Raw genomic sequence first — 25,648 nt, 5'->3', positions numbered from 1 at the left:
GAATAAAAAATGATAAACAATTGATTCAGGGCAGAGAAGAATAACCTCTGGTCAGATGAAGAGTTCTTTACAGCCGAAATTAAAATATCAAATAATATGAAGACCTTTTACAGAATTTTCGGGGGGAAAAACAGGAAAAGGGCGCTAATGCTATTTGCGCTTATTTCTACCTTACAAGTGGCTGCACAGCCTGAAGCGTGGCTTACACTCGCAGGCAATGCATCAATATGTCCGGGCAATAATACGTCGATACAGGTTAATTTTAATCTGGGTACACCGCCGTTCATTATCGTTTACAGCATTGATGGGACAACCTTAGTTACCATCAAGGACATATATGTAAACCCCTACGTGATAACAACATCCACTCCGGGCACTTATGCGCTGGAGCATGTTTATGATTTTGATGGCACCCCCGGTACTACTACCGGGAGTCCGGTTAATATTACAGGTCTTCCACTACCGTCAGATGCAGGCAGCATAACCGGCAGCAGTTCAGTTTGCCAGGGTAGCAATGGCTATAGCTATTCAGTGCCTCAAATTAACAATGCTACTTCATATGTTTGGTCGTTGCCGGCAGGGGCAACTATCGCCTCAGGTTCAAACACCAACAACATTACAGTTAATTTCAGTTCATCGGCAGTTTCTGGTGATATCATTGTGTACGGCCAAAACACATGTGGCGATGGAAATTCATCTCAGATTTCTGTAACAGCAAACCCAATGCCTGCTGCAGCAGGTCTGATTTCAGGCACCAACAATGTATGCCAATCAACCAACTCGGTAAGTTATTCGATATCACCCATTGCTAATGCAACCGGTTATGTATGGACAGTTCCTGCCGGAGCCAGTATTGCAACGGGAGCCAATTCAAATTCTATTACTGTAAACTTCAGCAGCTCAGCCGTATCAGGTGATATTTCTGTTTACGGAACTAATGGCTGTGGAAATGGCTCTCCATCTGTACTTCCTGTTATTGTATCATCATTGCCTGCTACTGCAAGTGCCATTTCTGGGCCTGCTTCAGCCTGTCAGGGGCAAACAGGAGTCGTTTTTACTGTAAACCCCATTGCCAATGCAACTGATTATATCTGGACAATGCCTGTTGGTGCTTCAATTACTGCCGGAGCCAACACAAGATCAATAACCGTTGACTTCAGCTCATCTGCAACATCAGGAGATTTTTATGTTCGCGGAAGCAACAGCTGCGGCACAGGATCATGGTCGCCCAATCATTTTGTGAATGTTGACAATCTGCCGTCAAATGCAGGAACTATCAGCGGAAAGTCAAGTGTTTGCCAGGGCGAAAACGGAGTAACCTACAGTGTGCCTGCCATAAATAATGCAACCGGATATGAATGGCAATTACCCACCGGGGCAAGTATCAGCAATGGATTCAATACAAATCAGATTACAGTTAACTATTCTGCCACTGCTTCTTCTGGGAATATTCTTGTCAGGGGAACCAACAGTTGCGGATCAGGCCAGTGGTCTGCTCCTTTTGCAGTTAGTATGAATAACCTTCCGATAGCTGCTTCCAGCATCAGCGGACCCGCCAGCGTTTGCCAAAACCAAACCAACCTTGTTTTTACAGTTGCTCCGGTAGCTTATGCAACATCATATGAATGGGTTCTCCCTGCCGGATTCACAGTTAATGGTGCATCAAACAGCACCAGCATTAATTTAACCTCCACTTCAACAGCTTCAGCAGGAAACCTGAGAGTGCGGGGCGTTAATTCATGCGGAAACGGAGCGTTTTCTCCCGATTTCAGTATTTCGGTAGAAAACGGACCTGCAGCCTTTGCCGGTGCCAATGGAACAGTTTGTCCGGGCAGTAATTTCCAAATAACCGGAGCCACTGCCACAAACGCGAGTTCAATATCCTGGGGAAGCAATGGCGACGGAGTGTTTAACAATCCTTCGGCATTAAACCCGATTTACACTCCAGGCCCCAGCGACATTTCATCAGGAAGTGTTGTACTCACCCTCACTGCCAACGGCAATGGATCGTGCAGCCCGGCTAGCAGTTCAACAACACTTACCATTTCAGCTCAGCCATCAGTGAACGCCGGTTCAGATGGCTCCATCTGTTATTTAACAGGAAGTTATCTTCTGAATGGAACAGCAAGCAATTACAGCTCAACTCAGTGGCAGGTTTTAGATGGAACTGGAAGCTTTGGTAATACTGCAAATCTATCAACAACATATTTACCCACTGCTGCCGATGCAGCTCAGGGATATGTGACGATACAATTAACAGCTTATGCCATTGCCCCATGTACCGTAGCAGCAACTGATGTTATGAAACTGACCATAGTTTCTGCAGCAACAGCAAATGCAGGTATTGACGCAACATCATGCGGCACCAATTCATACAACCTGAATGGTTCAACCACCAATTCAACCTCTGTTTTATGGTCTGGCAATGGAACAGGAAGCTTTGTTAATGCCAATTCTCCTTCAGCCATTTACATTCCTTCCCCGGCTGATGTAGCCAACGGCTCTGTAACACTTACCTTAACTGCATTTTCAAATGCGCCTTGTGCAGGAAGCGTTTCAGACAACATGTTATTAACCCTCGTAGCACTGCCAACGGTTGATGCCGGCCCTGATGCAGCCAGTTGTGCTTCAGCAGGATACACACTCAGCGGGAGTCAGGTTACCGGAAGTGGAAATCTATTATGGACATCATCAGGTAACGGAACATTTTCCAATCCGGCAAGTCTTCACCCGGTTTACTTCCCTGATGCAGCAGATATTCTTAATGGCTCTGTTACACTTACTCTGACTGTTTATGGAAGCGGTTCATGTTCATCAGCCAGTGTTAATGATTTTATGACTTTGTTTATTAATCCTACACCCACTGCCAATGCAGGAGCTCCTGCCAGTGTTTGCGAAGGTTCGGCCTATACAATTAGTGATGCCACTGCAACCAATTATACAACTGTAACCTGGACAACCAGCGGTACAGGAACCTTCACCGGAAACGGGACTTTAAACCCAACCTATACACCAAGTCTTACGGATGCAATCGCCGGTTCAGTTAACCTTACGCTTACGGTTAATCCGATGGCACCCTGCGCAACGAGTGTAACTTCAGTCAAAGCAATATCCATTACCCGCAGCCCTTTAGCCAATGCCGGAGCCAACGGTAGTACCTGTGGTACCAACCCTTATACCATTGCTGGCGCTTCTGCTGCAAATTATTCATCTTTGCATTGGTCAACAAGTGGAACAGGTTCATTCGCAAACCCATCAGCACTTAACGCAACATACATTCCAAGTAATGCAGACATTACAAGTGGAACTGTAACCCTAACCCTTAACTTGATCGGAAATTCACCATGCAGCATTACAGAAAGTGATGACATGGTTTTAACCATCAACGATACACCGACAGCAGAAGCCGGTATTGACGGTGCAACCTGCGAAACAAGCTCATACACTGTAAGCACAGCAACAGCAACCAACTATTCATCGATAACCTGGACATCAAGCGGAACAGGAACGCTCACCAATGCAGGAGCACTGAACCCAACATACACCCCTTCGCATGCTGATGCCCTTAACGGTATTGTAACACTCACCATGAGTGTTGATGGTATTTCCCCATGTACAACCAGTGCTGTTGATATAATGCAGATTGTTGTAACCCCGGCGCCTATAGTAAACGCAGGTGCCAATTTTTCGGTATGCGGAGGTGCATCCTTTACCATTCCCATTGCAAGTGCACAATTTTATTCCAGCTTACTTTGGACGTCTTCAGGAACAGGCTCGCTGGTAAACGCCACCAATCTTGATCCTACCTATACACCGAGTGCAGCCGACATTTCGAATGGCTCAGTTATTTTTACCCTCACTGCCAATGGGAACTCTCCTTGCATTGACCCGGTGAGTGATGCTGTTTTGGTTACCATAAATCAAATACCATCAGTAAATGCCGGAAACGACATAACAATCTGTGAAGGGCCTCACAATATTACAGGCGCTACAGCTTCAAATTACAGCACTTTAACCTGGTCGTCGAATGGTGACGGAACTTTTATCAATGGAAATTCATTGAATGCAATATTCACACCAGGGCCCGGAGACCTTATCAATGGAATGGTAACTTTAACACTTACAGCCAATGCCCTGCCTCCATGTACCGATGTTGTTACAGACAATGTAATATATACGATAAGACCTGAGCCTCAAGCATATGCAGGGCCTAATTCGACCGTTTGTGAAGGAAGCAATTTTGACCTTATAAATGCAACCGCAGCCAATTTTACCAGTGTAACCTGGAGCACAAGTGGTTCGGGAAATTTCAGCAATATGAACACTGTAAACCCTGTTTACACACCCAGCCTTGCTGATATTGCAAATGGAGCAGTTATTTTAACCTTAACGGCGAATAATGCACCTTGCCAGCCCGAAACCAGTAGCATGACACTGACCATCAGGCAAAATCCAATTGCCAATGCAGGTTCTGACGCAAGTATTTGTGAAAATGCAAGTTACACAATAAATAATGCTTCTGCACAAAACGGAAGTAGTGTACTTTGGAGCAGTTCAGGAAGCGGAACACTGCAGAATCCTACCACGCTTACACCAACCTATATTCCTTCTGCAGCAGATGTGATGATGGGAGTAGTTCAGTTAACAATGGTTGTTCAGGCAACAGCTCCTTGTCTTGCTACAAGCAGCGATGTTATGGAAATAACCATTACGCATATGCCTACAGCCTATGCCGGTTCTGATGATATTGTTTGCGCCAGTCAAACTCACACTATCAGTGGCTCAAATGCCAGTAACTATTCTTCACTTGCATGGTCAACCTCAGGTGACGGAACGATACTTGCCGGAAATACATTATACCCAACCTACATGCCAGGTACAGTTGATGCATCTCTGGGATTTGCTATTTTAACGCTAACGGCTTACAGCAATAATCCATGCACAACAAATGCAACGGATCAGATGCTTTTAACAATCGTTGAAGAGCCAGTAGTAAATGCAGGTGCCGATATTCAGATATGCGTTGGCTCGAATGTACCCTTAACCAGTGCAACAGCACAATCTGTATCGTCTGTTTACTGGACAACATCAGGAAGCGGATCATTCTCCGATCCAACTTTGGTCAATCCTGTTTATACCCCAAGCGCTCAGGATATCTCCAATGGTAATATCATTCTGACCATTACCGGTCAAGGCATCAGTCCGTGCAATTCAACTTCCATAGACATTATGACGCTGCAAATAAGCCAGCCACCAGTTGTAGATGCTGGTTCTGATGGTGATATCTGCGAAACTGACCAATATTATATTTCTGATGCTTCAGCTACCAATTACTCAGCCATTACCTGGACTACAATGGGAGATGGCAGCTTTTCAAATCACAATTCAATTAACCCGACATACACACCAGGGCCTGCTGACATTGCTGCCGGCTCAGTTCTGCTATACCTGAATGCAACCAGTTTACTTCCCTGCAGTGGCTCGGTTAGCGATGCCATGTTGCTTACCATTCACCCAATGCCGCAAATCAGCGCTGGTCCTGATGCTGCCACTTGCGAAGGTAACACTTACCTCCTCTCCGGGGCAACTGCACTTGATTACAGTTCCTTACAATGGACATCAGATGGTTCTGGCTGGTTTTCAAATGGATCAGCACTCAATCCTATATATACTCCAAGCCCGGCTGACATCATTATGGGCCAGGTCACACTAACACTTAATGCTGTAGGTCTTTTGCCATGTACAGGACAGGTAAGCGATATGATGGTTCTTACCATCACACCCCAGCCCACTGCAAATGCCGGTAACGATGAAACAATTTGTCAGGGTTCATTTACCATTACCACAGCTTCAGCTTCTGACTATAACACGCTTCAATGGGTATCAAGCGGCAGTTCAGGCACATTGCTGAACGCCAATACCATTACACCAACGTATAACCCCAGTGCTGCCGATATCGCAGCAGGCTCAGTGGTACTCACCTTAACCGCAACAGCCAATACACCTTGTGCTGTAAATGCTGTTGACCAGATGATTATCACCATCAGGCCTTTCACTACAGTGGATGCAGGTTCAAATGAAACCATTTGCCAGGGCTCAGTCTTTACTCCAAATTCAGCCACAGCCAGCAATTACAACACCATTTCCTGGTCGACATCAGGAAGCGGTTCATTTATTAATGCCAATACCCTTACCCCGACTTACACTCCAAGTCCTGCAGATATTGCTTTGGGATGGGTTACTTTAACCCTGAATGCCACAAGTATAGCTCCGTGTACTCAAAATGTGAGCGATAACATGATCCTGACAATTACCCGCAAGGCTGTAGTTGATGCAGGTCCCAACAGTACAATTTGCGAAACATCAAGCTATACCACAGCCGGAGCCTCAGCCACCAACAGCACATCACTGCAGTGGACTTCAAACGGAACAGGCACATTTACAAACCCCAACCTTTTGGTTACTGTTTATAATCCAAGTGCTGCTGACATTGCCAATGGAACAGTAATACTTACTTTAACAGCCGGAAGTCAGGCTCCATGCAATACTCCGGTAAGTGACAATCTTTTACTGCGTATCCAGAAGGCTCCGGTAACCAACGCCGGACCAGATGCCGCCATATGTGAAAATGATATTTATGTTGTAACCAACGCTACAGCTGCCAATTACTTATCACTACTTTGGACCAGTTCAGGAAACGGCACTTTTGTAGATGCAACTACGCTGCATCCGACTTATACTCCCGGCTCCGCTGATATTGCTTCAGGAACGGTTACACTCACGCTTACAGCACAAGCAAATGCACCTTGTTCAGGTTCAAGCAGCGATTCGTTCATCCTTACAATCAATCAAATTGCCCAGGTAGATGCCGGAGCTGATGCTTCAGCCTGCGAAGGAACCGGTTTAATGATACTTGACGCCAGCGCAACCGGGTACAATGCCCTCAATTGGACCACATCAGGCACCGGAACATTCAACAATGGTAATTCAATTAGCCCAACTTACTTCCCCAGTGTTGAAGATGTTAACAATGGAATGGTAATACTTACCCTTACAGCATCGAGCAACACCCCATGTACTGCAGTCGTAACAGACCAAAAGCTGGTGAATGTTACACCATTGCCGACTGTTGATGCCGGCCCGGATGTTATTAGTTGCGGCACAACTGCATTCAGCATAACTGGTGCTTCAGCTTCGGATTATACAAGCCTTTTATGGTCAACTTCAGGAAGCGGAATATTCTCAAATGCTTCACTGTTAAATCCATCTTACACTCCAAGTGCTGCAGATTTGTTATCAGGAAGTGTTACGCTTACCCTTACGGCAAACAGCGCTGCTCCATGCGTTTCAAATCCTTCTGACTTCTTTATTCTAAATCTTCAACCGCAGGCCACTGCTGATGCAGGGGCTGATGCCACTGTATGCGAAGGAAGTTCGTTCACAGTATTTGATGCAACTGCAACCAATTATATTTCAGTAAACTGGATGACTGATGGAACCGGAGTGCTTTCGAATGCAAACACACTTTCGCCTACTTATGTTCCATCTGCAGCCGATGCTTTAGCAGGAACAGTTACCATGAGACTTACCAGCAATGGATATAGCCCTTGCGGAAATGTTACTGATATTAAGATTTTGACAATAAGTAAACTGCCGGTTGCCAATGCTGGGGCTGATGCCACTATCTGTTATGGAAGCAACTATCAACTAATCAATGCTACTGCTCAGAATTACACAACTTTATTATGGAGCACAAATGGCAGTGGTAGTTTTTCAAATCCAACAGTTTTAACCCCTGTTTACACTCCCAGTGCAGCCGATCTGCTTAACGGACAAGTTATTCTTACCCTTACAGCCAATGCAATTGCACCATGTAACGGAAGTGTCAATGATTTTATGATTCTTCAGTTCAATGAAGGCCCAGTTGCCAACGCAGGAACAGATGCATCAATATGTATAGGTTCTGTGTTTACTGTCACTACAGCAAGCGCATCAGACTATCTTTCGTTAAACTGGACAACTTCAGGAACAGGAACATTTACATTTGGCAATACGCTTACACCAACCTACACACCAAGTGCAGCCGATCTGCTTACCGGGTTTGTTACTTTAACACTACATGCTTATGGCAATCCGCCATGTGCTGAAAATACAAATGACATGATACTGACCTTTACAGAACCTGTTTCAGCTGATGCTGGAGCAGACATGACAGTATGTGAAGGAACATTGGTTGTTGTTGCAGATGCCTCGGCACAGCATTATTCATCAATCAACTGGACATCAAGTGGAACGGGTACCTTATCAAACGCCACATCACTTATGCCAACTTACCTGCCAAGTGCTGCTGATGTTATTGCGGGTTCAGTAAATTTAACACTTACAGCCACAGGTTCAGCTCCTTGCAATGGCCAGGCTGTCTCAATGAAGGTTGTAAATATTACGCCAACTCCGACGGTATCTGCAGGGTCAGATGCATCGCTTTGCCAGGGAAATACCTTTACTGTATCCGGAGCAACAGCATCGGGAACATCTTCTGTTTTCTGGACGACATCCGGCTCGGGAAGCTTCTCTGGAAACGGCACGCTTTCGCCCACATACACACCAAGCCCCTCTGATTTTATAAGTGGCTCGGTAACTTTAACAATAACCGGAAATGCTGTATTGCCATGCTCAGCTTCAGCCTCCGATGCAATGATACTAACACTCATCCCCTCTGCGACAGTAAACGCTGGTACAGATGCCAGCATTTGTGAAACAGACAGTTATACTGTTAACAATGCCTCAGCAGGTTATTACAGCAGTCTGGTTTGGACATCAAACGGAACCGGAACGCTGCTTAATTCAACAAGCCTCACTCCTACTTACACCCCAAGTCAGGCTGATATAATTGCAGGAACGGTTACCCTGACCTTGCACGCACTGTCTGCAGCACCTTGCAGCAATCCTGTAAGCGATTACATGATTCTCAGTATCAACCCATTACCTTTGGCCGACGCTGGCAGCGATGCCACCATTTGTGAAGGTATGAGTTATACAATCTCCGGGGCTTCAGCAACTACGGGGCTGGTATTTAACTGGTCATCAAACGGAAGCGGAAGCTTTATCAATGGCAACACCTTAACTCCAACCTACAACCCAAGTCCTGCAGATATTGCAGCTGGATTAGTTACTATTACCCTTTCAGTTCAGGGAACGGGCGCTTGCAATGGTTTAGCAACCGATAACATGGAGCTTACCATTGATCCTATGGCTCAGGTTAATGCAGGTCCTGATGATGCAGTATGTGAAGGAATGAGTTATTCAATTGCAGGTGCTTCGGCCTCTGACTATGCATCTATTTCCTGGTCGACTTCAGGTAGTGGTACATTTACCAACCCTGCAACCATAAATGCAACATACAATCCAAGTGTAACTGATATCACTAATGGTTCAGTGCTGCTCACCATCATCGCCTTAAATGGCGGAAGTTGCGCTGGCACTGTTACAGATGCAATGGTTCTTACATTCAATCATATGCCATTGGTTTCTGCAGGCAATGATATCAACACCTGTGATGCCTCTGTTACAATTAATGGTGCATCAGCTTCAAACTACAGCACTTTATTATGGACATCATCCGGTACAGGCATTTTATCAAACGCAACAAGCCTCAATCCAACTTATACTCCAAGTGCAATCGATCTTTCCAACGGATATGCTGACCTCACACTTACTGCTCAGGCTATAGCTCCATGTTCAGGAAGCGTTTCAGATGTTATGCGGGTTTTCTTTAATCAGGGACCTACAGTAAATGCAGGTAATAATGGCACAATTTGCGCTTCTTCAACATTTGCCATTAATGGAGCCAATGCATCCAATGCATCACTGATTACCTGGACAACTTCAGGTAGTGGTACTTTCAGCAACGAACACATTCTCAATCCGGTTTATACTCCCGGATCATCAGACATATCTAATGGCAGTGTCATTTTAACATTAACTGCCAGCCCTGTAGCACCTTGTACTTCATCAGTAAGCGATAATCTGATTTTAACAATCAGTCCGGAGGCAACAGCAAATGCAGGAATTGACGGAATATGCTGCAGTCCATCCTATCTGATTACCGGCGCATCAGCTTCTAATTTCAGTTCATTTAACTGGACAAGCACTGGTACCGGCACTTTTATCAATCAAACAACACTCACCCCCACTTATCAGCCAAGTTCAGCTGATTTTGCAATTGGATCTGTTATCATTACCCTTGAGGTATATAGTCAATCGCCATGTACAGCATTGGTTACAGATGCCATGACTCTGACTTTAATGAATGAGCCACTGGCTGATGCCGGAATGGATGGAACTGTTTGTCAGGGTTCATCATTTACTGTTACAACAGCTTCGGCTTCAAATTACAATTCATTAAATTGGACATCATCAGGTTCCGGTAGTTTTTCAAGTCAGAACACTTTGAATCCGGTATATACGCCAAGTTTAACTGACATAGCCAACGGCTCTGTTATTTTAACACTAACAGCCACTGCTTCAGCACCATGCAACAACACAGCAACAGACCAGATGACACTTGTAATTGTAAAAAGTGCCACTGCCAATGCCGGTAATGATGCATCTATTTGCGAAGGCAGCAATTATACTCTTTCAGGTTCAGTAACCAACAGTTCATTGTATTCATGGAGCAGCAACGGAACAGGCTCATTTACCAATGGTTCGACATTAAGCCCGACATACCATCCAAGTGCAGCCGACATAACTTCCGGTGGAGTAACCATTACCCTTACCGCTATAGCAAATTCACCTTGTAGTGTTTCTGCCACTGACCAAATGATACTGGCTATTACACGCCTGCCTCTTGTAAATGCTGGCCCCGACGCAACAAGCTGTGGTACCAATTACCAAATAACAACTGCCATTGCGTCTTTATATAGCACTTTGCTATGGAGCACATCAGGAACCGGCACATTTATCAATCCCTCTTCAATCAACCCAACTTATGTGGCCAGTATTGCAGATATTTCAGCCGGTAATGTAACGCTTACACTTACAGCAAACGGCAACAGCCCATGTATGTCAAGTGTTTCGGATCAACTGGTTCTTTCATTTGCACCTTTGCCTGCAGTAAATGCAGGTTCTGATGCAGCAGTGTGCGGGAACAATAGTTATACTGTAACAGGAGCTACTGCATCCAATTATTCAAGTATTACCTGGAGTACCTCAGGAACCGGAACATTCAGCAATACAATGATGTTAAATCCGGTATACAACCCAAGTGCATCTGATATTGCTTCAGGTTCGGTAATCCTTACGCTGACAGCAACCAGTCTGGCTCCTTGTACAACAACAGCCAGCGACCAAATGACACTTACCTTTAATACACAACCAACTGCTAATGCAGGCCCTGATGGCAGCAGTTGCGGCACTGTTGCTTTCCAGATTACGGGAGCAACCGCAACAAATTACAATACCATAAACTGGACACACAATGGAACCGGGACCATTACAGGTGCCAACGGTTTAAATCCGGTTTACACCCCATCACAGGGAGACGTTCTTAATGGACAGGTTAGTCTCACTTTACATGCAACTGCGCTCGCTCCATGTACAGGAGAAGCAACAGACATCATGATTCTTCACCTCCAGTCAGCTCCGGTTGCAAATGCAGGTGCAGACATAAGTATTTGCGAGGGCCAGAGCCTGAGCCTTTCCAGTGCTTCAGCTAGCGGATATGCAACTCTTAGCTGGGCAACCAGCGGCTCAGGAACTTTCAGCAATAGTACTGCTGTAAATCCTGTTTATTACCCCGGAGCAGGCGATATTTCTGCAGGAACAGTTACACTAACACTGACCCTTCAGGGAGCACCTCCATGCAATACCATAGCAACCGATTTCATGGTACTGACAATTCAGGGTTTACCTGCGGCCAATGCCGGCCCAGATGCAGCCTGCTGTTCAAGTTCGTACCAGCTGATAAACGCAACAGCTTCCAACTTCTCAACAATTTCGTGGACAAGCAGCGGCACCGGACTATTCTCCGATAACACTACAACAAACCCTGTATACACGCCGGGTGCAGCTGACATCAGTGCAGGTTCTGTCATTTTAACAATGACTGTAACCGGCCAAAATCCCTGCAATAATCAAACTTCTGACCAGATGATCCTGACTATCGGGGCTTCAGTAACTGCCAATGCTGGTATAAATGGTAGCACCTGCGGATTAAATCCTTTTACTGTTACAACATCATCAGCTACCAACGCCAATACCTTTAACTGGACCTCTTCAGGAAGTGGAACGTTTGCAAATCAGAATACGCTTAATCCAACATATACGCCAAGCGCAGGAGATCTTTCCATTGGTTCAGTTACCTTAACCCTGCATGCTCAGGGAAATGCGCCCTGCTTCAACAATGTTCAGGACGATATGCTGCTTACCATAAATGCAGGTGCTACAGCCAATGCAGGCCCTGATGCCAATGTATGTGACGGAAGTAATTACACCATTTCGGGAGCCACAGCAACCAACTATGCAGCACTAACATGGTCATCAACCGGAAGCGGAACTTTCTCAGGTGGAAATTCACTTACCCCCACTTACATCCCCAGTGCTCAGGATTATACCAATGGTTTTGTCATTCTCACATTATCTGCAATGTCTTCAGCACCATGCTCAGGCAATGTTTCAGATGAGATGAGACTAAGCTTCTCCGATGGACCTGTTGCAAATGCCGGCCCTGATGCTGATGTTTGCTTTGGTTTAAATTATACCGTTACCGGAGCTTCAGCTTCAGGATACTTAACAGTTAACTGGACCTCAACAGGCACAGGCAGCCTGGTAAATGCTAATTCTCTGACGCCTACCTACCTGCCCAGCAATGCCGACCGCGCAGCCGGTTTTGTAAATCTGATAATGACTGTTCAGGGAGCCGCTCCTTGTTTTGGCACGGCCACTGATGTGATGAAACTTTCTATCAGTTCATTACCTGTTGCCAGTGGCACCATCAGCGGGCCACAGAATATTTGTGCAGGCCAAACAGGAGTAAGTTATTCTGTTACACCTATTCAATACGCAACCGGATATAACTGGATTCTACCTTCGGGAGCAACCATTGTTTCAGGAGCAAATACGCCAAATATCACTGTTGACTTTTCTATGTCAGCCGTTTCCGGAAGCTTCTATGTAAATGCCACCAGTGCCTGTGGAAGCGGACCTGTTTCGGTTGCTTATCCGGTAACTGTTAGCCCATTACCTGGTAACCCGGGCATGATAATGGGTCCGGCAAATGTTTGCCAGAACACAAACAGCATGGTTTATACAATAAATCCTGTAACCGCTGCAACTACCTACATGTGGACTGTTCCCTCCGGCTCTTCCATAGTTTCAGGAATGGGAACCAACAGTATAACTGTTGACTATTCCGTCACAGCTATTTCAGGTGATATTACAGTTACTCCTCAAAATTCCTGCGGAAATTCAAATACTTCAACACTTGCAGTAACCGTGAATGCAATGCCTTCAGCACCAGTGATTACTGCCAATGGCCCGGTTGAATTTTGTGAAGGAGGAAGTGTTATTCTATCTGCAACACCAGGTTATGCCTCATATTTATGGTCGAATGGCATGACTACACAAAATATAACTGTAACAGCGTCTGGCACATATTCAGTTGTGGCGAGTGATGCAGGCGGTTGTGCAAGTCTGGCATCAAATCAGATAACTGTAAATGTTCATATGGAGTTTGCGCCGGTAATTACAGCCAGCGGACCAACAGAACTTTGCCAGGGAGGGAGCGTAACATTAAGTGCACCTGCCGGTTACGTGTCTTATTTGTGGAGCAACGGCGCCACTACCCAAAGCATTCTGGTAACAACCAACGGAACATTTAATGTTACTGTTACCGATGCTTTCGGTTGTACAAGCCTTCCATCTGCCAATGTTTCGGTAACTGTTCATCCAATGCCAGCAACTCCGGTAATTGTAGCCAATGGTCCGGTTAATTTCTGTGCAGGTGGCAGTGTTACTTTAACAGCACCGGCTGGTTTTGCCTCATACCTCTGGTCAAACGGCGAAACAACACAAAGTATTCTGGTTTCTAGTTCAGGAGTATTCTCCGTTACAGTAAGCGACCTTTATGGTTGTACAAGTATGCCATCAAATGCGGTGACCGTAACTGTTAATCCTTATCCGGCAACTCCTGTTATTACAGCCAACGGACCAACCACCTTCTGTAATGGAGATCAGGTACTCCTAACAGCAACAGCAGGTTTTGCTTCATATTTATGGTCAAATGGTGCAACTACTCAAAGTATAAGTGTTACAACTTCAGGAACCTACACAGTAACAGTTACTGATGCAATTGGTTGTTCAAGTCAACCTTCGGCACCGGTAAGTATAACTGTACTGCAGCCGCCTACTCCAACAATTGTTGCCAACGGAGCCACCATGTTTTGTAGCGGTGGAAGTGTTACTCTGATTGCCCCTGCAGGCTATGCATCATATTTGTGGTCAAATGGCGAGGTTACTCCAACCATTTCAGTTACAACTTCGGGCGGCTATTTTGTTCAGGTCACCGATGCCATGGGTTGTATTAGCGATCCTTCAAATACCATTGTAGTTACGGTTTACTCACCTGCTGTACCTCCGGTTATTGTAGCCTTAGGGCCTACCACACTTTGCGACGGAGAAACAGTTACGCTTTCAGCTCCTGTTGGTTATGCTTCATATGCATGGTCAAATGGCCAATCAACACGTGAAATCATTGTAAGCACAGCTGGCAACTACTCGGTAGTTGTTACAGATGCAAACGGTTGCTCTTCGGCTGCATCAAACGTTATTGCAGTAAATGTTATTCCATTACCAACTGCTGATGCAGGAGCAAATGCTTCCATATGCAGTGGCGACAATTATACAGTGAACGGCGCTTCAGCAAGTTCCTACTCCATTCTGACATGGACCAGCTCGGGTTCTGGCTATTTTGTAAATAACGGAAACCTGAGCCCAACCTATGTTCCTTCAACAGGCGATATTTCGATGGGAAGTGTGATTCTTACCTTATCAGCCACAGGAGCAGGACCATGTACAATGGATGCAGAAAGTTCAATGCTGCTAACCTTTACAGATGCTCCTACAGCAGATGCAGGGGTTGATTTTGAAATCTGCGGAGGCAGCAACATCAACATTACTTCAGCTACAGCCAGCAATTACCAGCTCATTTCCTGGTCAACATCTGGAACAGGTACATTCCTGAATGGAAATACACTGACACCAACCTATATTCCAAGTGTATCGGATATAACCAGTGGTTTGGTATCTCTCACTTTAACGGCTTCGCCAAATTCACCTTGTGCGCTTCCGGCATCAGACGCATTATTGGTAACCATTCATCAGGCTCCTCAGGCATTTGCCGGCGCAAATACCAGCATTTGTCCTCCTGATCAATACACCACCATTACTGCCACTGCAAGCAATTACACACATTTATTATGGTCAACCAATGGCACAGGTACGTTTACCGACCCAACAGCCCTTGTAACCATATACAATCCATCTACGGCAGATATAACAAACGGCTCTGTAACCTTAAGCCTTACTGCTTATGCCAACAGCCCTTGCTCAGATGTAAGTGATGACATAGTTATTCTGCTTTCGCAGGAGCCAACAGCATCAGCTGGTCCGGATCAAACCATTTGCGAAGGGAACAATGTAATTCTGAACGGAACTGCATCTAATTATCAATCCATTTTCTGGAGCACTTCCGGAACAGGTACAATTGTAAATGGAAACAGTTTGAATCCAACTTACAATCCAAGTGCCGCAGATATCGTCAATGGTTCAGTTACACTTACACTCACAGCAAATCCTATGGCACCATGTGCATTACCAGCCATTGATGCCATGCAACTGATCATAACCCGCAGGCCTCAGATTTTTGCAGGTAATGATGTAAGCCTTTGCCCTGCCGACCCATACACTACGAATACTGCAAGTGCAAGTTTCAGTAACAGTGTGCTTTGGTCAACAAATGGCACCGGAGGGTTTTCGAATCCTACATCAGTGGTAACTGTTTATACACCTTCTGCTGTTGATATTGCCAATGGTACTGTTACACTCACTCTTACAGGATATGCGAACAGCCCATGTGGAAACGTTAGCGACAACATTGTACTTTTGCTTTCAAACGAGCCGGTTGCAAATGCCGGTCCGGATATCAATATCTGCGAAGGCAGCAATGTAAACATAACCGGAGCCAGTGCTTCAAACTACCAATCTATCAACTGGGCAACAACCGGAAGTGGAACATTTGTAAACGGAAACTCTCCGAATGCAACGTACGTTCCCAGCATGGCCGATATCAACAACGGCAGTGTTGTATTAAGCATTACGGCAACACCTGTTGCTCCTTGTGCAAATCCTGCAACTGACGCACTGCTGGTTACAATCAGCCGTACGCCTCAGATTTTTGCCGGAAACAATATCACCCTATGCCCTGCTGCGCCTTACACAACAATAAATGCCACAGCCTTATACGCAACTACATTATTGTGGACCAGCAATGGCACTGGAACCTTTTCATCAACCACAGCCTTAGTTACAACATACAGCCCATCAGCAACTGATATTGCCAATGGAAATGTTACGCTAACGCTTACCGGATTCGCTGCTTCACCATGTAGCAATGTGAGTGATGACATCGTAATCACACTAACAGAAGAAGCCAATGTAAATGCCGGCCCTGATGCATCTATCTGTGAGGGCATGCAGTATACAATTTCAGGTGCATCGGCCGACCACTATCAGTCAATTAGCTGGGCCAGCACCGGAACAGGTACTTTCATGAATGGCAACACCCTGTCGCCTACTTATATTCCAAGTATGGCCGATATCACTAATGGAGGAGTTGTACTAAGCTTAATTGCAACCCCAATAGCTCCATGCAGCACCAGTGTATCAGATGCTATGCAGTTGACAATTACCCGCACACCGGTTGTTTTTGCCGGCAACGATGCCGCAATCTGCCCTCCGGGTCCATATACTATCAATGATGCAACAGCTGCAAATACAACTGCAATTGTTTGGTCAACCAGTGGTACCGGAACATTCTCCAATATCACAACTCTGGCTGCCATTTACAATCCTTCTGCCTCAGACATAGCAGGCGGAACAGTTACACTCACACTTACAGGTTATGCAAGCAGCCCTTGCAGTAATGTAAGCGATGATGTTGTGCTTTATTATGTACCAGAAGCAACAGCTTCAGTAGGCAACGATGCTTATATATGTGAAGGCGAACTGTTTATGGTAAGCGGGGCATCTGCCACCAACTATTCATCACTCAACTGGACAACAAGCGGAACCGGAAACTTCATTAACAACGGAACACTTACGCCCACTTACATTCCAAGTGCTGGAGATATTGCTTTAGGCTCGGTAATTATTACGCTCACAGCAAATCCGATTGCTCCATGCGGCGTTTCGGCCTCTGATGCATTTATTCTGAACATTGGTAAAACTGCTCAGGCAAATGCCGGACCTAATGCATCTACCTGTTTTGGTGATGCCTTTAATCTGGCTGGTGCAACTGCTGCCAATTACGCTGACATACTCTGGACAACCTCTGGAACAGGAACTTTCTCAAATCCAACCGAGATAAATGCAACTTACACTCCTTCACCTGCTGATCTTGTTGCCGGAAATGTAACCCTTACTATTACCGCCTTTGGTAATGCCCCTTGTGATGATGCCTCTGACTTTATGGTACTAAGCATTACTCCCGGAGCAACAGTTGATGCAGGTGGTGATTTGAACATCTGTTTCGGACCTGCGCCTGTTACTGGTGCTACCGCAACCAATTACGCCAGTCTGCAATGGACTGTTTCCTTTGGAAGTGGTGTTATCATCAATGCTGGTAACATTATGCCTACTTATTTACCAAGTGCTGCCGACCTGGCCAACGGGTACGCCATTCTTACATTAACTGTAAATCCATTGGCTCCATGCACCGATCCGATAGCCGACAATAAAACACTTACTATTAGTGAGACACCAATAGTTGATGCAGGGCTGGATGCTACAATTTGTGAAGGATCAACCTATACTGTTTCAGATGCAACCGCCTCCAACTATGCTTTATTGCTCTGGAGCTCATCAGGTACAGGAACCTGGGTAAACATCAATACCTTAAACCCAACTTACACACCAAGTGCAGCTGACATAGCAGCGGGTTCGGTTATACTAACATTAACTGCAACCAATGGCAACTGTCCTGTTGTAAGCAATTACAAGCAACTAAACATTCAGCATGAAGTAATTGTAAATGCAGGTGCTGATGAATCTATTTGCGAAGGCAGCAATGCTACTTTAAGCGGTGCTACTGCCAGTGGTTACAGCAACCTTTTCTGGACAACTTCAGGCTCGGGCTCATTTAGCGATATAACTGCCCTGAATCCTGATTATATCCCAAGCCCTGCTGATATTGCAGCCGGAAGTGTAATTCTGACTCTTACCGGAACTTCATCTTCACCATGTTCAGGTAGTTTTACTGACAACATGAACCTGTTCATCAGGTACAGTCCTATGGCTGAAGCCGGTAGCGACGGGCTAATTTGCCAGGGAGAACAATACATTATTACTGATGCCATGGCTTATGATTATGCTTCAGTCATATGGGCCAGCTCAGGAACCGGTACTTTTATCAACGGGTCGACTTTGAATGCAACTTACATTCCTAGCCCTGCTGATATTACAGCCGGAAGTGTCACACTTACACTGGTAGCTTCAAATCCTCCTTGTATTGACCATACAGACACCCAATCACTGACTATCATTCAAAATCCGTTAGTCGATGCAGGGCCTGACGTAACCATTTGTCACTCATGCACTCACACGGTATCAGGTGCATCAGTAAACAATGCCATCAACTTTATATGGTCAACCACCGGCACTGGCACACTTACCAATGAAACTACACTTAACCCCACTTATGCACCGAGCGCAGCTGATATAGCCAATGGTTCTGCCACTCTGATTCTAACAGCAGAAAGCGCCTCAGGCTGCGGTGATTTCAGCGACGAAATGGTTATTTTCATCAATCAGAATCCTGACCTTGATTTTACCTGGGCTCCGGTTTGCGATGGACAGCCAACTAATTTTACCGTTGACACAACCATGTCGGATGTAAATGCCATCGCAGTATGGCACTGGAATTTTGGTGATGGTTTCTATGCCAATATTATGAATCCATCCCATACATATGCCGCAGTTGGCAATTACCAGGTAACACTCACAGCCACAGACACAAATGGATACACCACCCAGGTTGTTCATACCGTGGAAATTATGAGTACTCCTATTGCTTTCTTCAGTATTGAAACACCAAACTGCCTGGGAAATCCCACTCAGTTTATCAATCTATCATCAACAGAGAATGGCTATATTACCCGATGGATTTGGACTTATGGCGATGGCTCACCTGCTGACACCATTTATTTCCCAAATAATCCGAATATTGCCCATACTTATGCAAATCAGGGCATTTTTGAAGCCACTCTCAACGTTTTAAGTTCATTTGGCTGCGAAAACACTTATTCAACCAATGTATCTGTTACACCTGCTCCGGTAGCCAATTTCTATTACACCACACTGTGTAAAGATCTTCTGGTTAACTTCCAGGATGCTTCTTTCCCGAATGGAGCCGGCAACATTGTTAGCTGGGCATGGGATTTCGGCGACCCCGCTTCCGGTATTTTCAACCTTTCAAACATTGAAGATCCTCAGCATTTGTTTTCGAATGAAGGTACATATACTGTTACCTTAACCGTAACCAACTTCAATGGATGCAGTGACACCATTACCAAACAGCTTGAAGTAGGCGGAGCTCCGGCAGTTGAATTTAGCTGGCAGGCTGCCTGTGCAGGAACTGTTACAAGTTTCTTTACAGATGCTTCTGTTGTTAACATCAATGCCATCGCAACCTATGCCTGGGAATTTGGAGACGGAGGTGTATCTAATCAGCAGGATCCGGGTCATATGTATGTTACAGGTGGTGATTATAATGTAACACTTACCATAACTGACACTACCGGATGCGAGAACTCAGTCAGTCATCTGGTACATATAGGTGACGAGCCTGTTGCTTTCTTCAGCTACAGCTCGCCTACATGCCTTGGAACTGAAACTTCATTCAACGATCATTCCTATACTGAAGCAGGCTATATTACTGAATGGGAATGGATTTTCGGAGATGGCACTTCAACAACAGTTACTTTCCCGAATAATCCGAATGTAACCCATGAATATTCCAATGCTGGTTTCTATAATGTTACCCTTAACATTACCACTTCTGGCGGCTGTGAAAATACGGTGACGCTTATAGTAGAGGTTGTTCCCAATCCGGTTGCCAACTTTATCAACACTTCTTCCTGTTTGGGTGAACCGGTGAACTTTACTGACCTTTCACAGGCAAATGGAGGTGGCCAGATTATTGGCTGGTCATGGAACTTTGGCGACCCGGGCTCAGGTACAGCAAACACCTCTACCCAGCAAAATCCTACTCACATTTTTAGTGCTGATGGTACTTACACTGTAAGTTTGATTGTAACTACATCAAACTCATGTTCAGACACGATGAGTAAGGTCATTGTAATTGCCCCGGCTCCGATTGCCGACTTTTCATCAACCAACGGCTGTGCTAACGACTCTACAGTGTTTATAAGTTCAACCTTTGTTGATATGGGCGCCATACAGCAATGGGCATGGGATTTTGGTGATGGCACAACTTCAACCGACACCGATCCAATTCACATCTATGCTGCGCAGGGTATTTACTGGGTAAATCTGACGGTAACTGACACCGCAGGTTGTTCGGCCTCTGTTTCACATCCTGTAAACGTTGTTCCTGGGCCTGTTTCCATATTTAACTATGAAACACAAACCTGCTCAGGTAATCAGGTGCAGTTTAACGATATGTCAACTGCAGCTGGCAGCGTAATCAGCACCTGGTACTGGAATTTTGGCGATGGTACTGACACTATCGTGACAGCACCGGCAAATCCTGATGTGGCCCACACATATGCGAATGCAGGCATTTATGTTGTTTCGCTTACTGTTACCAGCTTAGCTGGTTGCGAAGCCACTTCAACTCAAACAATCAGCATTGAGTCCGGTCCGGCAGCCAATTTCAGTTTTGAAACCAGTTGCCTTGACCAACCAGTTCAGTTTAATGACTTATCACAATCTAATGGCGGTGGTCAGATTGTAAGCTGGGCATGGAATTTTGGCGACCCTGCTTCAGGAGTATCAAATGTGTCAAACCTCCAGAATCCGCAGCATATCTATTCTCTGGCCTCAACTTATGATGTTACACTGATTATCACCAACATTGACGGATGTTCTGACACCATCATCAAACAAGTAAGTGTATCAGCAGCACCTGCTGTTGAATTTACATGGCAATCATCATGCAGCGAAGCACTCACCAGTTTCTTTACGGATGCTACCGTTGTTGATATCAATGCCATAGCAACTTATTTGTGGCAATTTGGTGATGGAGGTCAGTCAAACATTCAGGATCCTCAGCACTTGTATGCTGCAGGTGGTAATTACAATGTGACCCTGACTGTGACCGATACTGCCGGCTGTTCATCATCAGTAACCCATCAGATTGTTGTCAGCCAGCTTCCGGTAGCCTATTTCAGCTATACAGAACCTACTTGTTTCCAGACGGCAACCTCATTTAACGACTTGTCGTACACCGAATCAGGTTATATAACCACCTGGGAATGGATATTTGGTGACGGGAACTCAACAACGGTTAATTTCCCTGCCAACCCCAACGTAAGCCATCAATATGCAAACGCAGGGTTCTACAATGTTACACTTAATATTACAACCTCAGAAGGATGTACCAACTCTGTTACATTGCAGGTTCAGGTAATTCCAAATCCGGTGGCTAATTTTATCAATTCAACGTCCTGCCTTGGAGGTCCAGTAAACTTTACAGACCTTTCGCAAGCCAATGGCGGAGGCCAGATTGTTAACTGGGCATGGAATTTTGGCGACCCGACTTCAGGTATCAATAACATCTCAGGATTACAAAATCCTTCTCACATCTATGCTCAGCCAGGCTCATACACTGTAAGTCTGATTGTTACTACATCCAATACCTGCTCCGACACTTTGAGCAAGCTCATCGTTATTGCACCCGCACCAATTGTTGATTTCAGTTCAACCAGTGGCTGCTCTAATGATTCCGTACAGTTTACCAGTTCAACATTTGTTGATCCCCTCTCAACTATTACATGGCTATGGGAGTTTGGTGATGGCACAACTTCAACAGAACCAGACCCAATGCACATTTATTCAAGCCAGGGCATCTATTTTGTTGGACTCACTATAACCGATACAGCAGGCTGTACCGCATATGTTTCCCATCCAGTAAATGTTATTCCGGGCCCGGTTGCGCTGTTTAATTTCACAGCACCTGCATGCTCAGGTTCAGAAGTTGATTTCAACGACATGTCAATGGCGCAGGGCAGCGTAATTACCTCATGGTTCTGGGATTTTGGCGATGGTAACACAACTACAGTTACAGCTCCCGGTAATCCGGATGTATCGCATGTATATGCCAGCGCAGGTGTATACAATGTTAGCCTTACTGTAACCAACCTCGAAGGTTGCGACGCATCAACCAGCATGAATGTAATCATTACTGTTGGCCCGTCGGCTGAATTTACCTTTGAACAAGGCTGTTTGGGTACTCCAGTATCATTTACCGATCAAACTTCAACCAATGGAGGCCCGGCAATTGTGCAGTGGTTGTGGAATTTCGGCGACCCCGCTTCAGGTGTTTCAAACACTTCAAATCTGCAAAACCCCGTTCACATTTATAATGTTGCAGGTTCTTATAATGTGTTGCTAACCATCACCAGCGCCAGCGGATGCCAGGATACAATTTCGCACCAGGTAAATGTTAGTCCTCCTCCTGCAGTTGCATTCCTGATTACTTCGGGTACCTGTGTAGGAGCACCAGTATCTTTTGAACCTGATGCTTCAATCATGGATTTATCCACAATCGCTTCTTATGAATGGAATTTTGGAGACGGCAGTGCAAACTCAACCTCACAAAACCCGACACATACCTATAATGTTGCCAGTTCATTCAATGTTACTTTAACCATTGTTGATTTAACAGGATGTACCAACAGCATTAGCCAGCAGGTAAGCATAGGAGCTCTGCCAGTGGCAGCATTTACATTTGCCAGTGCTTGTTCCGACAATGCTACAACCTTTACCGATATGTCATATACAAATACAGGTGAAGCCATTGTTGGCTGGTCGTGGACATTTGGTGATCCGAATGCGGTTCCTGGCTCTGACACTTCAAGCCTGCAGAATCCGGTTTATCGCTACTCAAGCCAGGGTTTATACAATGTTAATCTGACAGTGACAACCGAAAATGGGTGTGAAAGCAGCATTGTTATTCCTGTTCAGGTATTTCCGGCTCCAACAGCAGCATTCAGCTATATTACCAATGCCTGTGCCAATGGGGCTGTATCCTTCCAGGATGCATCATCCAGCTATATGGGAGCCATTACATCATGGGAATGGGAATTTGCACCCGGCTACACTTCAACACTGCAAAATCCATATCATACCTTCTTCCATACCGATAGCTGTTACAACGTTCGTCTGATTGTAACCGATATGCGTGGATGCTCTGATACACTTATCCAGGAAGTTTGTATACCCGCCGGACTTGAAGTGGCAATTGATTATACCACAACTTGTCATGGCGACAGCACATGGTTCAGTCCGGTGGTTGTTGCACCTGCCGGAGACTCTCTAGTGTTGTTCGACTGGAATTTTGACGATTTGGCATCAGGCATTTACAACACTTCTGATGACAGAAATCCGGTTCATTATTTCCAGACACCGGGTTCATATCTGGTATCACTCACTGCCATTGATATCAACAACTGCACTACCACTATTTACCAGAGTGTTGAAGTGAAACCTCTGCCAACACCTTCGTTCAGTTATGTGGCCGGTTTATGTGACAGCACAATCTTCTTTACAGACCATTCAAACGGAAATGGTGCAAATATTGCTCAATGGATTTGGAATTACGGCGATGGAAATATCGACACATTGCTTGCCGGACCTGCAGATACAAGTCACTTCTACAACACTTCCGGAATATTCAACGTTAGCCTTACAACGGTAACAGTTGATGGCTGCGAAGCATCTTACAGCCTGAGTGTTGACCGGATGCCATGTATAACTGCAGCTTTTGAGCAAATTGACACCCTGATTTGTGAACGTCATTCTCTCACTTTCGAAGACCAATCAGTTTGCGGAAATCCGATAGATAGCTGGAAATGGTACTTTGGAGATGGTGACAGTCTTGTTTATCATACGTTTACAACTTCAGTATCACACATCTATCAGCAAAGTGGCACCTACAATGTACAGTTGATTGTTTCAACTACGCTTGAAGGCAAAACAGTAAGCGACACAGTATCGCAAACGGTAAAAGTGCTGATTTCACCTGTGGCTGGTTTTGTAGCACCTGACGTTTGTTTAAATGTGGCCACTGAATTTACAGACAAATCAACATGGACAGAATCCAGAATCAACAAATGGAACTGGGATTTTGGCAATCCACTTTCGGTTGAAGATACCACCTCGGTTCATAACCCGGTATATCTCTACGACCATGCAGGTGAGTACTTCCCCATGCTGACTGTAACCAATGAGTTTGGCTGTACCGACACAATAAGTCACCTGGTCAGGGTTCATTACCTGCCGGTTGCCGATTTTAGCTACACACTGGCCTGCCAGAACAACCACACCTATTTTACCGACCTGAGCGATAGCGCTGATGCAGCCATCGATCAATGGTGGTGGAAATTCAGAGATTCTCTCAATATGCTGGGAATGGCAGGTGTTCAGCATCCGGACTTCATTTTTGAAAATGTAAGCACTTATGAAGTTGAACTGATTGTGGTTAACGCAAATGGCTGCTCTGACACTATTAGCCAGCAACTTGAAGTAAACCCGAAACCAATCAGTGCATTCTCCATGACTGAGGATTATGAAAACACTCAGGGCAGGGTTCTCTTTACCAATGGTTCTATAGGTGCAAATGCCTACGAATGGGATTTCAGCACAGGAATTGAATCTTATGAAGTAGATCCTGTAGTTGACTTCACTGCCGATGGAACGTATGAAATCACCCTGGTAACCATGAATGAATATGGATGCCCTGACACTCTCAGGATGGATTATAACCTTATGTTTAAAGGCTTATGGATTCCTAATGCATTCTCACCAAACAATCCAAATGCAGAAGTTCGCTTATTCAAACCAGTGGGAATAAACCTGGAATCGTACAAAATTGAAGTATTCGACACCTGGGGCAACCAACTGTGGACATCAAGCGAACTTGACGAAAACGGATCTCCTGCTGAAGGTTGGAACGGTGTTTTCAATGGCAATCTGCTGCCACAGGATACATATATGTGGAAAGCTACAGGTGTATTTAAAGACGGAACTATCTGGCAGGGAAGAGATGTTGGAAATAACACCAACCTCTACCAAAAACCATATGGTACTGTAACCCTCATCAGGTAAGCTGCTAACTTGAAAAGTAACAAAG

General features: G+C 45.2%; 1 protein-coding gene. It reads left to right on the top strand.

Translation table 11 applies throughout. The features are described 5' to 3' along the window. Positions 1-96: 96 nt before the first annotated feature. Positions 97-25,623: a PKD domain-containing protein gene (locus H6541_04410; protein ID MCB9015015.1), complete on the top strand. Its 25,527-nt coding sequence runs from the start codon at positions 97-99 to the stop codon at positions 25,621-25,623. The last annotated feature ends 25 nt before the right edge of the window (positions 25,624-25,648 follow it).

The sequence above is a fragment of the Lentimicrobiaceae bacterium genome, assembly GCA_020636745.1.
GTDB lineage: Bacteria > Bacteroidota > Bacteroidia > Bacteroidales > Lentimicrobiaceae > Lentimicrobium.
This window is presented reverse-complemented; position numbering and strand designations above follow the sequence as displayed.